An 18,497-nucleotide genomic window follows, 5' to 3' on the forward strand; every position below is an offset into this window, starting at 1 on the left:
TTCTCTCATGCGAGAAAACCAGTTATCCGGTCTTAGCTATCGTTTCCGATAGTTATCCCAGTCTTAAAGGCAGGTTACCTACGTGTTACTCACCCGTCCGCCGCTAGCTTATCCCGAAGGATAAACCCGCTCGACTTGCATGTATTAGGCACGCCGCCAGCGTTCGTCCTGAGCCAGGATCAAACTCTCCATAATAGAAAAGATGACTTGCTCATTTGAAGCTAGCGAGATTTTGCAATCTCTTTATAGTCGATTACTCGACTGTGCTTACTCACTCGTTGTTCAGTTTTCAAAGATCAATTTCTTTTGCTCACTGCCGTGTTACCGAAGCAGCGAGAAGTAATATACCACATCAGCCTGTCCGAATGCAAGAACTATTTTTGAAATTTCTTTCGTTCATTCGTTCTTTCGTTCGACCGCCGAAGCGACAAGGAGTAATATAACAAATCCTCCAGGGGAATGCAAGTTTTATATCATGGAAAAAAACGACAATAAAAAAAGCCCTGGCGCTTGATGCACCAGAGCCTTACCTTATTTTTAACCTTGGCTTCCAATAAAGACATATCGTGCAATAATTAGAAGAGCTAGAATCCACATTAACCAGTGGACACTGTATTTCTTTTCACTTTTGCCACCTACATTAGCTGCTGTTGCTAGAACGACGTACGTCACGATTCCGAAGGAAATGCCGTTCGCAATGTTGTATGTGAAAGGCATCAATACAATCGTAAGGAACGCTGGGATCGCGATAACGAAGTCTTGGAAGTCGATCTCTTTGATGGATTGAACCATAAGAACACCAACAACGATTAACGCCGCTGCAGTTGCAGAACCTGGAATCAACATAGCGATTGGCGCTAAGAACAAGGCAAGCAAGAAACATACGCCAGTTGTGACGGCTGTTAAACCTGTACGTCCACCCTCTGCTACACCTGCTGCACTCTCAACGTAAGCCGTTACCGTACTCGTTCCAACTAATGCACCGCCGCTAACACCGATCGCATCAACGAACATCGCTTTACCTACACGTTTGTTGCCTTCTTCTTTGTTCTTCATAATACCAGCACGGGAAGCTGTTCCAACCATGGTGCCGAATGTATCAAATAACTCAACAAACGTAAATGTAGCAATGACTGAAATGATTCCCGTTGTCATAATACCTGCGAAATCAAAATCACCAAAACGCAGCTTAGTCATATCTGGTACCCAAGTTGTTTTGTCACTAGTTAATGTACCTAGATCCACCATACCCATGAAATACCCAACTACCGTCGTTCCTAGAATTCCGAACAGAATCGCGCCACGAACACGCAGTACCATAAGAATTGAAATCAACAAGATTCCGATGATGGTTAAAATAACACCTTTATTCTCTAATGAACCTAGGTGAAAAATCGTTTCAAAAGAAAGAACCTCTGTATATTGATGTGCTTTAATATCATTGCCTGCTTCAACTGCAACGCTTAGAATACCGCTGTTCTTGAAACCGATCATGGCGATAAACAAACCAATTCCCACAGTGATCGCATGCTTCAAGCTATCCGGGATAGCCACAAGAAGCATTTGACGCAATTTCGTAATCGTAAGGATGATAAAGATAATCCCCGAAATAAACACCGCCGTGAGCGCCATCGAAAATGTAAACTTACCTTGTGACGTCAGAATGATCGTCGCGAAGTACGCATTTAAGCCCATCCCCGGTGCTAGTGCTACTGGGAAGTTAACGAAAAGACCCATTGCAATCGTCATAACGCCTGCCGCGATGGCTGTAGCTAAGAAAATGGAAGTCCAGTCTCCACCCGTCGCCCCTGATTTGAAAGCACTCAGAATATCTGGATTTACTGCAAGGATGTAAGCCATAGTCATGAACGTCGTAATCCCCGCCATGATTTCTGTTCTTACGGTGGTGCCATTCTGTTTCAATTTAAAAAAACGATCCAATCCCATTTTCCTACTCCTCCTAAACGAATGATGGGGAACAGCAAAAAACCCGGAATCATGTTGTCTGATTCCGGGTACGAAAAAGGAGCCGTCCATATGAGGGCTGCCTTCAAAATGTGAAGTCGCACGTAAAAACTCATACGGATACCGTTCCTTTTTTTCGTAGCCAGATCATTTGCGGTGATCTCGTAGAAACTCTCAGGCCAATCCCCGAGATTATACGAAAAACTGTTATCCAATTTCATATTCTAGTGAAGAATTGAGCAAGTGTCAATAAAAAAAGACGAACGATTCAAGGGTAAAATATAACAAATCGTTCGCCTTTTCATGCAGCTATTTCTGCTAGGTAAAAAGAACGAAAATAAGTGCGACTAGAGCAGGCAACCCCTGGACAAGCAGAATTGATTTTTTCACTGTTGCGCCACCAAGATCGTTGCAATCATAACCATAACCATTCCTCCATTGGGTACTCCAATATATTGGGTGTCCATATAATGTAACATATTTTTCCAATAAACTCGTTCAAAATAAAAGACTCTCTTCCAGCTGATCTACAGCTCAAAGAGAGTCTTTCTTTCATGCTATTGGCACTGCCCAATCTGCAGCAGCTATTCCCACTCAATCGTAGCCGGCGGTTTGGAAGTGATGTCGTACACGATACGATTCACGTTCTCAACCTCGTTTACGATACGGACGGAAATCTTCTCAAGCACATCCCAAGGGATACGTGCCCAGTCGGCTGTCATGCCGTCAATGGAGGTTACCGCGCGGATACCTACTGTATAGGAATAGGTTCTAGCATCACCCATGACGCCTACGCTTTTCATGCCTGGAAGCGCCGTGAAGTACTGCCAGATCTCACGATCTAGGCCAGCTTTGGCGATTTCATCGCGTAGGATGGCGTCGGATTCACGAACTATTTTCAGCCTATCCTCGGTAACTTCACCTAGAACACGAATAGCAAGTCCAGGACCTGGGAATGGCTGTCTCCACACGATCGCGGACGGAAGGCCACACTCTTCGCCTACTTTGCGCACTTCGTCTTTGAATAGTGTTTTCAATGGCTCAATCAGCTTGAACTTCATATCTTTCGGCAGGCCGCCAACGTTATGATGCGACTTGATTGTTTGCGCGGTAGCTGTACCACTTTCAACGATATCCGTGTACAACGTCCCTTGCGCCAAGAAAGTGAAGTCATCAAACTTGCTTGATTCTTCTTCAAACACACGAATGAATTCGGTGCCGATGATTTTACGTTTTTGCTCCGGATCCGCTACGCCAGCCAATTTGCCAAGGAAACGGTCTTTTGCATCGATCTTAACAACTTTCATATCAAATTTACCGACAAACGTCTCCATGACGCTTTCACCTTCGCCTTGACGAAGTAAGCCATGGTCAATGAACATACATGTCAATTGCGCTCCGATTGCTTTATGAAGCAGGATCGCAACAACGGAGGAATCAACGCCGCCGCTCAGTGCGCAAAGCACTTTTTTGTCGCCAACTTCTGCACGAAGCTCTTTAATCATGTCTTCCACGAAAGAGGACATCGTCCAATCGCCGACACAACCACACACTTCATAAATGAAGTTGTGAATCATTTCGTTCCCTTGAACAGAGTGACGAACCTCAGGGTGGAACTGAACAGCATGGATTTTGCGATCACGGTTGCTCATTGCAGCAATTGGAAGTGATTCTGTGCTTGCTTCAACAACAAAGCCATCCGGTAAAACGGAAACATGGTCACCATGGCTCATCCATACCGTTTGTTTCGCCTCAAGACCTTTGACTAGCGGGCTTTGGTTCGAGAACTCTAGATCCGCTTTCCCGTATTCACGTGTATGTGCACGTTCAACTTTCCCGTTCAATTGGTGTGCAATCAACTGCATCCCATAACAAATACCTAAGATCGGAATACCCAAATCGAAAATGCCTGCATCAACCGAAGGAGCTCCTTCGCCATATACGCTTGCAGGTCCGCCGGAAAATACGATCCCTTTTGGGTTAATTTCACGAATTTTATCAACCGTTGTATTGTGCGGCAGCAATTCGCTGTATACGCCCAAATCACGAATTCGTCTAGCAATCAGTTGGTTATATTGGCCTCCAAAATCTAAAACGACGATCAATTCACTTGGTTTACTCATTATCCGACCTCCTAGGTTCATAGCGATTAAAGCTTTGGGAGAACCCTTGTCCACTTACCGCTATTTCTAGGTACTAATTTTAAACATTAGGCACCTAGGATGTAAAGGGGATTTAATGTGTCTTTTGAATGGCTTTCCAAATCGCTGTAATTTCCCGCTTCGAATAGGCAAAAGCACGTGCTGGATCATAGCGGACACTTTCATAAATTTGAGCGAAAGCCATCAGTGCCTGTTGTTGCCCTTGATGGGTCACCTGAAGATTCATGACATATTCGCGAACCGTTTGATTGGCTGGCTTTACACCGTATTTGCGGAAAAGCTGTCTCCACAAACGATCCATATACGGCGTAATAGGATGCTGTTGATTCGAAGTTTCGTTGTTGTAGCTCGGGAGCTCCACCGTTCTATGCAACAAGTATCCTTGTCGTCTAAGCACGAGAATCATACCAACAAGTAGACAGATGCTGCCGATTAGAACAAAAACAGCACTCTTATAAGCCTTTACTAATTGGATAAGATTATTCTTCATTGTGTGCAACCATTCACTCGACTTGTTGATGATCGAACTCGATACCTGTGTATTGGCGAGGGAAGCCGTCATCCCCAATTGCTCCATCGTTTCTGTAGTCAACATATCTCTCGGTTGATCCGCAGATATTCCTGAAAAGCCTGGAGTCGGCTCGAATGGGACCCATCCCATCGATGGAAAATACACCTCAACCCAGGAATGCGCATCTTGATTCCGAACAACAACCTCTTGAAGCCCATTGTCATCCACGGTGCCTGCTGATCCTGGAGCAAACCCCTTCACCCACCGAGCGGGTACACCAACAGAACGAAGCATGACAACCATGGCCGTGGAAAAATGATCACAATACCCTGTTCGATCAACGAACAGGAAATGACTGACGAAATCCTCATTTCGGCTGGGATTGGTAGGCTTTTCGAGACTATAAGGAAAGGTTTGACTCAAATACTGCTCGATAGCCACCGCTTTGGCATAAGGAGTCAAGCGATTTTCTGTGACTTGCTCTGCCGTGCTCCGCACAGTCCGCGGCAGCGCCTCTGGCAATTGCAAATACTCGTTTGTAATCTCTTCTGGGTAAGGAGCGATATCTGTGTTCAACAGATCAGGATTTTCCGTGACGGGCTGAACAGTTATTTTGTAATAGGATAGTGGATCTGCGATCTCCGGCAAGGTTGTTAAGCCGCTCGCATCGGAAGTCAGAAGACTACTCGAAGACATTGGCTTCCCTTTTTCGCTCAATAACATATCCACGCTCCGCAGTTGACCACCTACGAACAATTGTTTATTGGATGATTTCCCATTCAGCAAAATCTCCTGCTCCACTACGGGTAGTGTTGACGACGGAGTAGAGGCTGCAAAAGGTTCCAGCTTTTGAATCGGCTGTGTCCAGCCTTTGCCATCGTAGTAGCTTTTGGATTCGCCGCGCCAGTAAGTTAATTCGGAGGTTTTGGCTGTAAAGACTGGCGATGTGTCCACTTGGAGTGGACCTCCTAACGCAGTGTCGTTCTGGCCATATCCAGAAGTCGCCACGGCAGGACTTACGCCCATGTCTTCGTTATAGAGCTCAAATAAACGATCATACCAATGCGCCCAACTCACTGGCTTCATCAAAGGTTCAGAATCGGTTTGTTTGGCAGAAAACAATCCAACGCCAGTCAAGAAGCCAACGACAATCACACTGACCATAAGCCATTGCAAATAACTTCTTGAACGTGTAATCGTCACTTTATACGTCTCTTCAATCCTTGAAAGATTAAGAAGAGCCATAAGGAGCAGCCCGTAGCCTAATGTGCGAATAATCCCTTGAACGGTATCTGCCCCTAATACAAGCTGAATACCTACGAGATAGGTCAACGTTGCCATCACAAACCAAAGACTATGCTGCCTTTGCAGCATAAGCGCTTGAACAACAGAGAGCAGGAGTGCCCACCCCATTAAGAATAAAAGCGTACGCATTTCACCGCTGATGAGATCAAAATGAGCTTGAACGATGTACATAAAATCTTGAACGAACGTTCTCACCAGTGAGACGATCCATCCCCCAGCGAGCAACTCCCTTCGGTCAAACATATAACCAATAAACATGATGATAATACTGAACTTCGCGGGCCATCCCCAACTATACGGAACTCGGAAGCAATCCAGTGCAAGGCAGAGCGCAAAAACGACCAGGATCGGTCCTATTTGGATCGACTCATCGCCCAGCCACGCCAATGGACGCAACCATTCCGAGAGAAGGAGAAAGAGCAGCAGGGTGATGAGACTGTCTCGGAAGAGACTATTGTGAGTAGGCCGTATCGTGTCCGCGCGAAAGATGAGCTGGGACGGGTTGCGGGTTGCGCTGGGTGGTGTGTCTGGGTGTGAAGGGATCGAAGCGTGCAGAGAGTTCACTTGTGTAGTACTGGATCGTGACTCACTTGTGTTTGAAGTACTTTTTATTGAGCGCGCGTGTAGCATGCGGCGTGGTTCAAGCGGTTGCATCCGCAACACCCCCTTGCCTTGGCCACTGGCTCTGCGGATGCGGCACTTCCGTGAAGCTGCAGCCTGCGGCTTGCAGCTGAGAAGCCCCCTCTCGCTCTGCGACCGAGAGGGAAGGCCGCGCGTGCACGTAGATCACGTGCACAGCTCGGCGCCTGGTGCGCGCATCTGCGACCGCGCGCACCAGCGCCACATCCAGCGTCGATGTAATGCACAGCATCGACGCATCCAGCGGCAAGTCTGCCGCCTCTTTCCTGACGAGGTCAGGAAAGGGCAGGGCGGGCTTGCCGCCAACGCTCGCGAGTACTTCGTACGCGAGCGTTAGATCGGGGCGAATCGTCGGCACGATTCGCCTTGTGCTAGAGCTGCTGCAGGCGAAGCCGCAGCTCTCTCGCCCGCTCGCGGCAGCTTCGAAGAACCCCGCCGCAAGGGCGACGCCCTTCTCCAGCAGCGGCTGAGCCGCTTCTGCCGGGCCCGCCGCAGGCGCTACATCGAGCAGCAGCATCCACTTCGTGGAGGCGGTCTGCTCGGGATCTTTGGTCATCAGACGGCTCAGACGAGCCGTCGATTTCCAGTGGATGCGGTGATATGGATCACCGCTGACGTAATCGCGCACGGAGCTAATCAGCGGCGTTTCGGCGGCCTTTGAACTTCGTGTTGCAGAGCCCTCATCGGATTGAAACGTCATCCCGCTTCCACCCAAAGCATCCGGCCGTGGATATACGACATATCGTCGCAAGTCTTCCCTATATACTTTGCGAAGCGCGAAACCGAAGAGATCCCCCGCCACAGCTTCAAGGTGAGCAAAGCGGTAGCTGCCGCGCATGAGATGAGTCATTTTGTAAGGAAGCAAAAGCGTCTTCTGAAACCAAGGAAAAAGCAGCTTGCTATACGCGAGCTTTCTCCCGCTTCCTTCATGTATCCAGGTTTCTTTCATCAGCAGCCAAGGCAAAGGTACTAGTGAGCGATGCTTGATCTCCAGTACAATCGTCACAGCTTCACCAGAAAGAAAAACGTCCCCTGACATGTGCCGATTCAAGCTCAAGCCTTTCAGAGCAAACACATAAAACAAGCCAGCCTGAATCCAGATCAACGATAAACAGATGCCTAGATACCACGCAGCAAATCCACCTTGTCGATATGCCAAATAGACCATCAACACACTACCAACGAGCAATAACGTCGACTTCCCCCAGCTTCTCATAATGGCCCCCTACTTCGCTGTGACATAACGAAGAACTGGTGTTTGCATGCCATCTAATAAGCCTTTAAGAATCAGTTCTGCCGAACGCCCCATCATGCGAGCATCCGAAGTTAGAATAAGCCGATGCGCCCAAACAGGTAAAACCAAATCCTTAATATCGTCGGGAACAACAAAGCTTCTCCCTTTCACATAAGCCGCTGTTTGTGCAGCACGCATCAAGGCGTAAGACGCCCTTGGACTCGCTCCGATGTAAAAATCAGCTTGGTCTCGCGTTGCTAAGGCTAATCGAACTATGAAATCTTTTAACGTGTTATCCACATGGATCATGGCGGCTTCCTTCTGTAATTGCACAAACTCATCCTGCACGATAACAGGCTTCAGGTTTTCCAATGGATGACGATCCTGCAAGCGATCCAACATCAGAATCTCTTGATCATGGGTTGGATAGCCGAGCGAAAGCTTCATCATAAAGCGATCCATCTGCGCTTCCGGCAGGGCATACGTACCTTCATAATCCATTGGATTTTGGGTCGCGATGACAACGAAGGGCTTCGGCAGCTCATAGCTAGTGCCGTCAATCGTTACTCGTTTCTCTTCCATCGCTTCCAGGAAAGCAGACTGCGTCTTCGGAGAAGTCCGATTACATTCATCCGCAAGTACGACAGACGTCATTAGCGGCCCTGGGCGAAACTCGAACTCATTGCTTTTCACATTAAAAACGGAAACACCGGTTACATCCGAAGGAAGCAGATCTGGCGTACATTGAATTCTCTTAAACTCGCAACCGATCGTTTTGGCTAATGCGCGTGCTAGCATGGTTTTACCTACACCTGGCACGTCCTCTAGCAGTAGATGACCACCGCTCAACATGGCGATAAAAGCTCTCTCTATCGTCTCTCTTTTGCCAACTATCACTTTCTCTACGTTCATGATCATCCGTTCCACAAGAGGCTGCGGTTGATCGAATATTCGGGTTTTCGATGCCATAGACAAGAAGCCTCCTTTATAAGGGTATGCTTCTAGTTTTTCCAGCTCTCTACTCTTTTAGACATTAACCTCCCATAGCAAATAGAGAGTTTTTGAGAATACTATTATTTTCATTGAAAAAGTAGAGTGGTCGCAGCGCCAAAGAAACCTCCCGATTGTTCGACTCCATCACGGCATTCGTAATTCGACCACCTAGTGAAGCTATGGTTTTGCGTAATGGCACGATGATTTGATTATTTTGCATGTTCATATCCGCTAACGAATAAGTGGCTGTTTGCTTACCTAAAGTAAACAAACTAATGCTTCTATTCGCTAGATCATAGTCCATATCATAGATGCCATAATGCGCATTGGCTGTTTTCGTACTCGCCTGCCACTCGACCTTTCCGCCCATCTTCTCGATGAGATAGCGTAGAGACAGCTCTATTTGATTCTCACGCAGCTTATATATCGATGGTTCTATAGAAAATGTATTGCCTCCGAGCACATGAACCTGCAGAGGTAAGGCTGCTTGTTTGGCGAGAATACGAGCAGCCTCCTCCTCTTCTTCCTTCTTCGCTTTCGCTTTCTCTTCAGCCTCGGCCTCTAGTTTCTGAGCGAGGAGCTTTTCCTCTTCCTTCTTCGCTATGTCAGACGGGCTCGGGTGAGCAACTGCATATTGCTGTGTTTGTTTTATCAACGCTTGAAATTGCTTCAAGCTCATATTTCGTGACCATTTCGGCTTCGTGACAGCGAATTGTCTTGGTTTAACCTGTTCCGTCAACGGCGCGAACGCATATCCTAATTTTTTGTAGTAGCTAATCACTTGGGGTAATACTTCAACTGATGATTCATGGCCAGTGCCGTCGTGAAACAAAATATTGATCTCATGCTCAAGAGGTGAAGCCTTCACCGTCTGCCAGATTTCATTCACAGGTACATTAACTCTCTTGGAGTCCCCACTGTCAACATTCCAGTCATGCACGATATAACCGGCTTGTTCCATGAGGTAAAAGTAGTTAGCATCAAAATTCGTAGCAGTCCCGCCAGGCGCACGCACGAGTTGTGGTCTTATCCCCACGATATTTGAAATAATGTCCTCGCTGCGCTGAATTTGGTTCCAAAAGGTTTGAAAATCACTATAAAGCTCTTTATAAACATGATTATATGTATGATTGCCAATGGCATGACCGTCTTTCACAATTCTTTTGAGCTCAGCAGGATGCGCATTCGCTTGCTCGCCAAGTACGAAGAACGTCGCCTTAATGTCCTCTTTATCTAGAATGTCCAGCACCTTATTCGTTAGCTTGCTAGGACCATCATCAAATGTCAGATACACAGTAGGCTGCTCCGGTGTTACATATGTCCCCTCACTCTTCAGTCGCTTTCCTGCTTGAAGCTGCCCAAACACCTCTTGCACAGCTGGATCAGCATCATTGTCCGCGGCTTTGGCCGGTGTCATACCAATCAAGAGTGAAACTAGTAACACAACAACCATCATGATTTGAATTCGTAGTCTTCCGTTACCGTTGCTTGGAGTTTGTACTTGTAAGCGCATCCGATGATCCCTCCGCATGTTCTATCATTTTGACATCTGATAGATTATATGGGCGGAGGTGCGAGAGTATGACACAAAATAAACGCACTCGTCCTCTTAGGACGAGTGCGTTTATGGAGAAATATAGCCGCCTTATATGTGAAACATATACATGCTATATTTGAAAAAAAACGATCCCTCTCAGCAATGAGAAGCATCGTTAAAGTGTGATTTGGCAGCTCGCTTAAGCTTCCTGAGGCAGGCTACGGCTCTCCTCTTTCGTTCCAATTTTAAACAGAGATCGACTGCCAATCAGGCCCACAAAGCTCACGATCAGCAACACGCCAAGCAGCAAAATCGCGGTTCTTGCCCCCTGGAAGGAAACGATTTGCGTACAGACGGCGATGAGCAGAACACGCATCCCCATCCCTACGGTATTGAAGAAGCTGTTCACTCGGCCAATCAGATGATTCGGCACGATTTCCATCAGAATCGTATTTCGCGCTACGCGACTTCCCGCATTACCCCAGCCGTTCAACGATTTGAATACTAGAAAGATAGAGATGATTGGAAACGAATAGAAGAAGACGATCGATAGACTGAACATGACAAATGCGAGAATCGTTGTCGCATATGAGCCTAATCGCTTCATAATCAATGGAATTGTTAAACCTGCCACGATAGCTCCAATGGCAAAAACCATATCAGCCGCCCCAAGCACACTCGCCCCACCTTGAAGAACGCTTGTAATATACACGGGGTATAGATAGTTACCTACCATCACACAGAGGAAAGGCATCAGCGCACATAGGAAAAATAAGACTAGCAGCGGTCTCGTTTTCAAATATGTATACCCTTCCTTGAAATTCGCCCACATGGAGACAGCGCCAGTCGCGGTGACTGACTTATTCTTGATATAGGGAATGAGCAGAAAAAGTCCAAAACCTAAGAAATAGGTCAACGCATCGGCTAATAGAATCCAGCCAAAATTGATATGGTCAATTAGCAGACTCGCCAGGCCCCCTGCGATCATGGAGGTGGATTGATTTTGTACCTCAAGAATGGCGTTTAATGTCTTATACTGCTCCTTGGAGAAGATCTCCTGTGTAAATGCGAACTGCGTTGGAAAATGGACATTATAGTAAAGAGAGCCACTGAAATAGATGACAATCAACTGCCACGTTTCAAAATGACCTGATAGGATTCCCCACAATGCAAATAGCAGTGTGACGGCACCGCTGACAATTTCACTGCCCAGCAGCATTTTTTTACGAGAAATGCGGTCAATATACGCGCCTATATGAGGCGAAAGCAGGAACAGAATCAGGGTAGAAACAAGCGTCGCATACCCATATATCTCACTTCCCCCTGCCCGATTCACCAGTAACCACGGTACCCCGATCATCGTAATTCCTGAGCCGATCGAGGATAACATATTGGCAATCATAAGAAACATCATTCTTCGGTCTTTGAGCATGAGCCACATGTTGTATAAACACCTCGATGAAAGTATTGGATTGTCTTACTTCATTTCCAGCACAGCATCTAACACAGACTGTACGTGATTTTTAATTTTCACTTTACTCCATTCCTTCACGATGTATCCTTTTTCATTGATAAGAAACGTCGATCGAATAATGCCCATATACTCACGGCCATACAGCTTTTTCAACGCCCATACCCCATACTTCTCAGCTACCTTATGATTCGTGTCTGAAAGCAGGAGGAATGGAAGCTCGTACTTGGTAATAAATTTGTCATGCGATTTCAGCTCGTCTGGGCTGATGCCGATCACTTCAACACCTAACTCCGCAAACTTTCCGTTATAGTCTCGAAAGTCGCAGGATTGTTGGGTACAGGTTGGTGTATTGTCTTGCGGGTAAAAATAAATGACGACTTTACGCCCTTTATAGTCGGCTAAAGAAACTTTCTCTCCGTTAGTGGCAGGCAGCGAAAAGGCAGGTGCTTTACGCTTGGTTATTGCTGTTTCATTCACTTTTTTCAATGGTGCTCTCTCCTCTTGCTATCCAGCTTTATCTTCATCCATTATGCGACATTCCCTGGATGACATCAAACAGAAAAAGCTGCTCCGAATCGTAAAGACTTCGTTAGCAGCCGTTGTACATGCATGTAAGGAAGCTATGTTTCGGATGATTCCTTGTGAAGGTGCCTCAATTTATCAGGATTCACAACGAGATAAAATGCCTTAATTAGCCCATCTTCCACTTGGAAGGTCATCACATTATTGGGTTGATCGTTCACATAGGCTGCAATGCCCATTTCACCATTAACCGTAGTTAGCTCAAACCGATAGCCCTCTGGCACTTTGGCCAAAACACCAGACAAGAACAATGCAATCCGCTCAGCACCTATAATCGGATTGATGGCCGCTTTCACTTTGCCGCCGCCATCAGAGTACAGGATCGCATCGGATTTCACGATGGTTAATAGTTGAGCGATATTCCCCGATACCAACGCGTGTACGAATTGTTCCACGACAGCTGCCGTTTGTTTGAGTTCAGGTTGTTTGAGCTGCAACTTCGTTTCACCGACTCGCTCTGTCGGGATGCTTATGGCACTCTTAGCCCGACGAAAAATTTGCCGGCAATTGGTGCTGCTTTTACCTACAATCTCTGCGATTTCATCGTATTCGTATTGCAGAACCTCCCGAAGCAGAAACACCGCCCGCTCTACCCATGACAACTGCTGCAGAAGTAGAAGATAGGCCGTGGAGAGCGACTCTTTCTGTGTGTATACGTCATCCGGGGTGCTTTGGGAATTTTGACTGCCCATCAGCGGTTCTGGCAGCCAAGGTCCTACGTAAACTTCTCGCTTTTTGCTGGCGGAGCGCAGGTTATCGATGCACCGATTGGTCACGATTTTGCATAGGTAAGCCTTGGGATTGTGAACATGCTCCAGCTTGGTCTCATTGGCATACAGAAATGCCTCCTGAACGACATCTTCCGCGTCCACCACACTGCCCAACATGCGATACGCTAGGGAGAACAACAAGGGTCTATAGGACAGATAGATCTGTTCGGAAGCTCCCGATTCTGTTCCTGTGATCTCCATCCGGCACACCTCCCGATTTTACTGTTATAGGGTAATTTTAAGCGAACTGAGGCGTTTTTAAAATAGCTTGGGCCGCGCGTCTAGCACTCGCCGCCGAGGCATCTGCAAGCATTTCGCCATGGCTGACCCAGTCCCCAGCTACATAAAGACCGCGAATGCCTTCGACGGCTGGACCCGTTTGCAAATTGGATTTACCTACATGCAAGGTGTCGTGGACGACCGTCATGTTCGGCAGAAACTGTCTGGCTACGACTTCTTGTTCCCAGCCTGGATGCAGGGTATTCATTGCAGCTGTAAGGACGTCCTCATCATCCTTCGGATTACTTTCCCCAGATCCGTTATATTTGACCATATGCACGACTAGGGTGCCATCCTCACTAAGCTTAGCATTTAAGGTGTGATGCGAGAAAAAGATCGGTTGATCCAGCGCGATCGCGACATCTCGACCTGGAACGGAGAGTCTCTTCAAGCCTAAGTCAAGGCATGCGGCCTTCGAGGGGCGCGCTTCGTCCTTCCATTGCTTCAAAATCGTTCGGTCTGCGTTTGGGACTAGCTTGTAGGTCTCAGATGGGGACGCGGTACTGATGACATGCGATACTTCTAGCATTGCTTCATCAGCAAGTTTGAGGCCCTGCACCTGGCCATTCGTATGAAAGATTTCTTTCACGTCGGAACCACTTATGATGTGGACACCCGCTTCAATCGCTTTCTCATGGAGCTGATCAATGATCGTTTGCCAACCTCCGTGGAGGTAGAGCACTCCTTTTAATGAACGCTGTACTTGCCCGAGCACCGGACCAGCAAGCTGATGATCCGGATCATGCGTGTAAGTTGCCGTACGGCACAAGGAGTAAAAAATATGACGAACCATCGGATTAACAATTTCTTGCTCCGCCCACTCTCTCAGCGATGCGTTTCCAACCTTGCTTGCGTCCATTTTGGTTAACCGCACAACGAGTCGCAGAAGTCCCATCTTCCCAGACCACGACAGCAGCTTCGATGTGAGCATGCTGAGCGGCGTTGCCGGCATCGGCACTAGCTCATGGTTCCACAAAGCGTTGACCTTTGAGGAAGGCGGGCCTCCTTCGATGCGAACATCAAGCTCATGCAGGATTCGAAAGGCATCTCCTGCACGGTATAAGGCATGCCCGCCAAGGTTGAGTAGCACACCATTTTTCTTATTTGTCATCGCTCTGCCGCCCATTCGTCCCGATCGTTCCAGAAGTACAACGCTTCTGCCACCCTTCGCTACTTCAATAGCAGCAATGAATCCAGCTAAGCCTCCACCAATGATGGCAGTGTCGTATTTTGTCATATTCATCATCCTCCGTTTCGCTTTCCCTCTATAAGGCGAAATAGGAGCATGTTTTGTGACAAAAAAATAATCCACAAAGCTATTTCTGTGGATAACTACAAATGTGGATATGTTGATATGCGTCGAATAAGTTATACACAATAGGGACTTAAGGCCCTGTGGACTTGTGGGTAACTCTGTGGATAGATGTGTATAACACATATAGGCCGCCTCTAGGGAGAGACGACCTCTGTTTACTTTTGTGATCATACCGCCTACGCCTTACACACCATTCGCAGCAAGCCCTCAGCGAAACGAAACGAAACGGAACGTAGATCCGCTATTTAGGTGAATATCGTCTATATTTAAAAATTGAGGAACGTGGTTCCGCTATTTCATGAATATTACCCTCCAAACACACTTTTTGGATGAAATAACGTCCTCACGTTCCGTTTCGTCGGGAAATTGGCTATTTGGGGCAAAATAGCGGAACGTAGTTCCGTATCTGCGGGTCTCGAGTCTCCGTTCTTGTGTCTCGCGTCTCAGTTCTAGTATCTGCTCGATCCTCGATCAACGCTATTTCCCCCGACTCCCATCTAACGTAACTCCCTTATTCAGCCGAACAGCTTCCTTCCAATAGTAGCCCGCAATAGCAATATCGAAGATACCTAAGCCCATCGGATTAAAATAAATGGGCTCCTCGGCGCTCACACTTGCAAGTTGGTCGCGAAGCACCACATCGGCTAAGGTACGTACATCCGATTCCTGTAAGTAATACAGGAGGTGCAACTGCTCGATATCCGTCTGCTCCCGGCATACTTCGCGCCAATCATCCACGATGATCGCTTTCACGCCCGACACACTTTCAGGTTTATAATCTCGGAGGGAAACATTGAGTAGAAGCGCACCTTGAGGTGGAGCCTCATCGATATATCTATCTTCTGACACGGTGCAGGTCATAATCACATTAGCCTCGCGGTAGCCATCTCGCCAATCACCTACAATCTGTGTCTTCTCTTGAATAGCTGCTGGAATCGTCGCTGGGTCAACACCCTTAAGATCATAAAGGCTTACATGCTCAATCCGTTCCCCAAATAACGTTAAACACATATCCAAATGCAGGCGTCCAATCGGTCCCCATCCGATTAAGAGAATGCGTAAACGGTCAGGCCGCCTGACTTTCACAAATTGGCCCAACATCACACCGCTAACCGCTGCGGTCCGCAAACCATTTAGCAAGCCGCTGTGGATAAATGCCGTAGGCTCACCCGTCGAGGGTTTATTCAGAATCAACGTATTATGGGCCCGGGGAAGTCCCAAAAGGCGATTGTTTGGAAAGCTCGCAATCCATTTGATACCCGACATATCGATGTTACCACCTACATAGGCAGGCATCGCAATAATGCGGTTCTTGGGATCGCGAAAGCGTAAGTATGGCTTCAAGGGGTGAGCACAGTCCCCGCTATCTTGTATCGCGACAACATCTTGAATGATGTCGGTCAGCTTCTTCCAATCGATTCCGATTTCTCGGATATGGTCATCCTGTAAATACAACATCCGCTAGTCTCCCATGCTAGTTACTCGGTTTATACCCTATCTCACTCTGTACCCATTCATCGTTGTACACTGTACTTAAATACCGTTCACCGCGATCCGGCAATATGGCTGCGCAAACCGCTCCCGGCGGAATGGAACGGCTCATTTTGCGTATGGCCGAAATAACGCCTCCTGAGGAGGCACCTGCCAGAACGGCTTCCTCATGCACTAGAGCGCGACAGCCCTCTACGCAATCCCTATCGGATACGTACATGACCCTATCCGCAACATCGTGCCGATGCAAGCCTGGCGTGATTCCCGCGCCTAATCCAGGGAACTTCCGTGAACCTTTTTCCCCGCCAAAAATAACACTGCCCTCGGCATCCACCGCCACGATCTGTGTGGACCATCCGCGCGCGCGAATGTATTCCATACAACCTCGAATCGTTCCACACGAGCTAACTCCGCAAAATAAATAATCCACCGCTCCTAGCTGCTCGCCAATTTCCCGCATCGTTGTCTCGCTATGAGCAAGCGCATTGTCTGGGCTTCCGTACTGATTGGTCCAATAGGCGTTCGGAATTTGCCGAACCAACTCAGCTACTCGCCGAATCCGAGCCGGCAGAAACTCACCCGTTGCCTCATCCGGCACGGTAACGAGGTCGATTTCTCCATGAAAGCTGCGGATGATTTGCAAATGTTGCTGCGTCGTACGAGGATCGACAACACAGATGAAACGAAGCCCGAGATATCGGCAGAGTTGAGCCAGACTGATAGCCAGGTTGCCGGAGCTAGATTCTACAATGACACTCTCGCTCGTCACCTCGCCTCGGCGTATCGCTTCCCGCAGCATAAACAGGGCAGGCCGATCCTTTGCACTGCCCCCAGGGTTCATCCATTCCATTTTGCCATATACCTCAAAGGGCTGATCCTTGAACAAGCGCGACAGCCGAATAAGCGGCGTACGTCCGATCGCGTGGACAATACCTCCTTCAAGCTCCATTCGCTTCCCCTCCTTTTACGTGTAAAAAATCTTTTTATTTTTCACGGAGTTGCGGTTGTGTGAATCCTCAAAGGTGCCCCCGATAACTTGAATGCCCTCTAAAAGCTGAGCTTTTATCATCATGCCGATCGCTGGAATGTGGTTCTCCACATCCGCACGAATGCGGTCCAGAATGGCTGTCGTTGCTAACGCGCTGTAGACATACACCGTTAATGCGTTGCCGCTAACCTGTACTCGAACGCTCGCTTCACGAAGGTGATGATAGACAACATCCTCAATGTCATAGATACTGATTTTCTCTCCGTGCTTTAGGTCAGGCCCTATACGTTTTACGATGCTCTGAAAGGTCTGCGTGGGGACACCATCTACATCGATTACTCTCAAATCACGCACGATATCGTAGGTGACATAACGCAGCGCTGGGAACGAATCCCTTACTGTCGAAGTGAGGACCAGCACTTGCTCCAGCTCATCCGGCAGCGGCTCCATATCATCCAGCAGCTCCGCATGGACGCCTTCTGCAACGATGCCCTCTGTAAACAAATACCTGCCATGCTGGTGGGAAAAGTAAGCGATCGTCCCAATCTCGATCGAGCCGTACGTATCAGTGACACACGCTTCTGCAATGCCTAATCTTTCAGCAATACGCTGCCGCCAGCCTGGCGAAGCAATCTCTCCAACGAGAATGACGTACTGGATGCCATAGCCAGCAGGATTCTCCGACGCTTGCAATATGCGATCCAAAATGGACGGCATCGTATACAACACTTCGGGTCTAAAGCTTTGAAGCCGTTCAATATGCTGCTCGATGGGAAGCCGAAAGGATACCGACTCTACCTCCATCCCGAGCTCGCGAAAAACCTCGACCGCCGTTGCCTCCGCATGCCCCGTGCCCATATCAGCCATCGCACTTCGGTAACTGGTGCCTACCAGAATGTTGCGGAAAACGTCCAGTTTGATTCGCAAATAAGCTTCTTCGTCCGATTTTGAGTAGAAAATCGTCTTACGCCGCTTGGAGCTCGTGCCTGACGTCTGATAGCGATTCAAATCCGCTTGCTGCAGCAAAGGGTTGGTATCCGTGTAGTAAAACGATTCCAACATCCCAGCTGACACAAGCGGCAGCGCAGCCAGCTCTCCAAACCCTTCTTGGTCCGACGAAGCCTCTACCCCCTCTAGCAGCCAGGGAAATTGCCGCTTCATCACCTCAATCGTATCTTTGATGTGCATGGTTGTGATGTTCCTCCTCTCAACCGTACTGACTATACGAACCCCCAAAACACCTGACTACATA

At 47.9% G+C, this 18,497-nt stretch carries 13 protein-coding genes, 1 rRNA gene and 1 riboswitch; all 14 genes read right to left on the reverse strand.

Annotation, left to right across the window (positions count from 1 at the left end):
* Nucleotides 1-195 (reverse strand): 16S ribosomal RNA (locus tag AC58QC_RS28290); the annotation flags it as partial.
* A 342-nt stretch (nucleotides 196-537) separates the two neighbouring features.
* Nucleotides 538-1,941, reverse strand: a complete 1,404-nt coding sequence (locus tag AC58QC_RS28295; protein WP_497418426.1) for an NCS2 family permease — start codon at nucleotides 1,939-1,941, stop codon at nucleotides 538-540.
* Nucleotides 1,942-2,084: 143 nt separating this feature from the next.
* Nucleotides 2,085-2,185, reverse strand: a riboswitch (purine riboswitch).
* Between the two features lie 364 nt (nucleotides 2,186-2,549).
* On the reverse strand, nucleotides 2,550-4,088 hold the full coding sequence (guaA, locus tag AC58QC_RS28300; protein ID WP_497418366.1) for a glutamine-hydrolyzing GMP synthase: 1,539 nt from the start codon (nucleotides 4,086-4,088) through the stop codon (nucleotides 2,550-2,552).
* A gap of 112 nt (nucleotides 4,089-4,200) precedes the next feature.
* Nucleotides 4,201-6,597 (reverse strand): transglutaminase TgpA family protein, encoded by a 2,397-nt coding sequence (locus AC58QC_RS28305; RefSeq protein ID WP_497418367.1) that lies wholly within the window; start codon nucleotides 6,595-6,597, stop codon nucleotides 4,201-4,203.
* Complete coding sequence (locus AC58QC_RS28310) at nucleotides 6,584-7,798, reverse strand: DUF58 domain-containing protein (protein ID WP_497418368.1); 1,215 nt, start codon at nucleotides 7,796-7,798, stop codon at nucleotides 6,584-6,586. The genes AC58QC_RS28305 and AC58QC_RS28310 overlap by 14 nt, the downstream gene beginning before the upstream one ends.
* 9 nt (nucleotides 7,799-7,807) lie before the next feature.
* Nucleotides 7,808-8,785 carry an AAA family ATPase gene (locus tag AC58QC_RS28315; RefSeq protein ID WP_497418369.1) on the reverse strand — a complete coding sequence of 326 codons (978 nt, stop codon included), beginning with the start codon at nucleotides 8,783-8,785 and terminating at the stop codon, nucleotides 7,808-7,810.
* A gap of 64 nt (nucleotides 8,786-8,849) precedes the next feature.
* Entirely contained in the window at nucleotides 8,850-10,322 is a 1,473-nt protein-coding gene (locus AC58QC_RS28320) for a polysaccharide deacetylase family protein (protein ID WP_497418370.1), read from the reverse strand.
* Nucleotides 10,323-10,545: 223 nt separating this feature from the next.
* A complete protein-coding gene (locus AC58QC_RS28325; protein ID WP_497418371.1) occupies nucleotides 10,546-11,787 on the reverse strand; it encodes an MFS transporter in 1,242 nt (413 codons plus the stop codon).
* 36 nt (nucleotides 11,788-11,823) lie between these two features.
* A complete protein-coding gene (gene bcp / locus AC58QC_RS28330; RefSeq protein WP_497418372.1) occupies nucleotides 11,824-12,306 on the reverse strand; it encodes a thioredoxin-dependent thiol peroxidase in 483 nt (160 codons plus the stop codon).
* A 134-nt stretch (nucleotides 12,307-12,440) separates the two neighbouring features.
* Nucleotides 12,441-13,373 carry an RNA polymerase sigma-70 factor gene (locus AC58QC_RS28335; protein ID WP_497418373.1) on the reverse strand — a complete coding sequence of 311 codons (933 nt, stop codon included), beginning with the start codon at nucleotides 13,371-13,373 and terminating at the stop codon, nucleotides 12,441-12,443.
* A 37-nt stretch (nucleotides 13,374-13,410) separates the two neighbouring features.
* Complete coding sequence (locus tag AC58QC_RS28340; protein WP_497418374.1) at nucleotides 13,411-14,688, reverse strand: phytoene desaturase family protein; 1,278 nt, start codon at nucleotides 14,686-14,688, stop codon at nucleotides 13,411-13,413.
* Between the two features lie 555 nt (nucleotides 14,689-15,243).
* The gene (locus AC58QC_RS28345) at nucleotides 15,244-16,224 is read right to left on the reverse strand and encodes a 2,3-diaminopropionate biosynthesis protein SbnB (protein ID WP_497418375.1); all 981 of its coding nucleotides are present in this window, start codon (nucleotides 16,222-16,224) and stop codon (nucleotides 15,244-15,246) included.
* A 16-nt stretch (nucleotides 16,225-16,240) separates the two neighbouring features.
* Nucleotides 16,241-17,206: a 2,3-diaminopropionate biosynthesis protein SbnA gene (gene sbnA / locus AC58QC_RS28350; RefSeq protein WP_497418376.1), complete on the reverse strand. Its 966-nt coding sequence runs from the start codon at nucleotides 17,204-17,206 to the stop codon at nucleotides 16,241-16,243.
* A gap of 15 nt (nucleotides 17,207-17,221) precedes the next feature.
* A complete protein-coding gene (locus AC58QC_RS28355; RefSeq protein WP_497418377.1) occupies nucleotides 17,222-18,433 on the reverse strand; it encodes a phenylacetate--CoA ligase family protein in 1,212 nt (403 codons plus the stop codon).
* Between the last annotated feature and the right edge of the window lie 64 nt (nucleotides 18,434-18,497).

It is taken from the genome of Paenibacillus sp. J22P51, assembly GCF_059692215.1.

Bases quoted from the DNA above. Each gene is read 5' to 3' on its own strand.
- AC58QC_RS28340 (WP_497418374.1), bottom strand. From the start codon at position 14,688: ATGACAAAATACGACACTGCCATCATTGGTGGAGGCTTAGCTGGATTC.
- AC58QC_RS28310 (WP_497418368.1), bottom strand. From the start codon at position 7,798: ATGAGAAGCTGGGGGAAGTCGACGTTATTGCTCGTTGGTAGTGTGTTG.
- AC58QC_RS28305 (WP_497418367.1), bottom strand. From the start codon at position 6,597: ATGCAACCGCTTGAACCACGCCGCATGCTACACGCGCGCTCAATAAAA.
- AC58QC_RS28315 (WP_497418369.1), bottom strand. From the start codon at position 8,785: ATGGCATCGAAAACCCGAATATTCGATCAACCGCAGCCTCTTGTGGAA.
- guaA (WP_497418366.1), bottom strand. From the start codon at position 4,088: ATGAGTAAACCAAGTGAATTGATCGTCGTTTTAGATTTTGGAGGCCAA.
- AC58QC_RS28345 (WP_497418375.1), bottom strand. From the start codon at position 16,224: ATGTTGTATTTACAGGATGACCATATCCGAGAAATCGGAATCGATTGG.
- AC58QC_RS28355 (WP_497418377.1), bottom strand. From the start codon at position 18,433: ATGCACATCAAAGATACGATTGAGGTGATGAAGCGGCAATTTCCCTGG.
- AC58QC_RS28320 (WP_497418370.1), bottom strand. From the start codon at position 10,322: ATGCGCTTACAAGTACAAACTCCAAGCAACGGTAACGGAAGACTACGA.
- sbnA (WP_497418376.1), bottom strand. From the start codon at position 17,206: ATGGAGCTTGAAGGAGGTATTGTCCACGCGATCGGACGTACGCCGCTT.
- AC58QC_RS28325 (WP_497418371.1), bottom strand. From the start codon at position 11,787: ATGTGGCTCATGCTCAAAGACCGAAGAATGATGTTTCTTATGATTGCC.
- AC58QC_RS28335 (WP_497418373.1), bottom strand. From the start codon at position 13,373: ATGGAGATCACAGGAACAGAATCGGGAGCTTCCGAACAGATCTATCTG.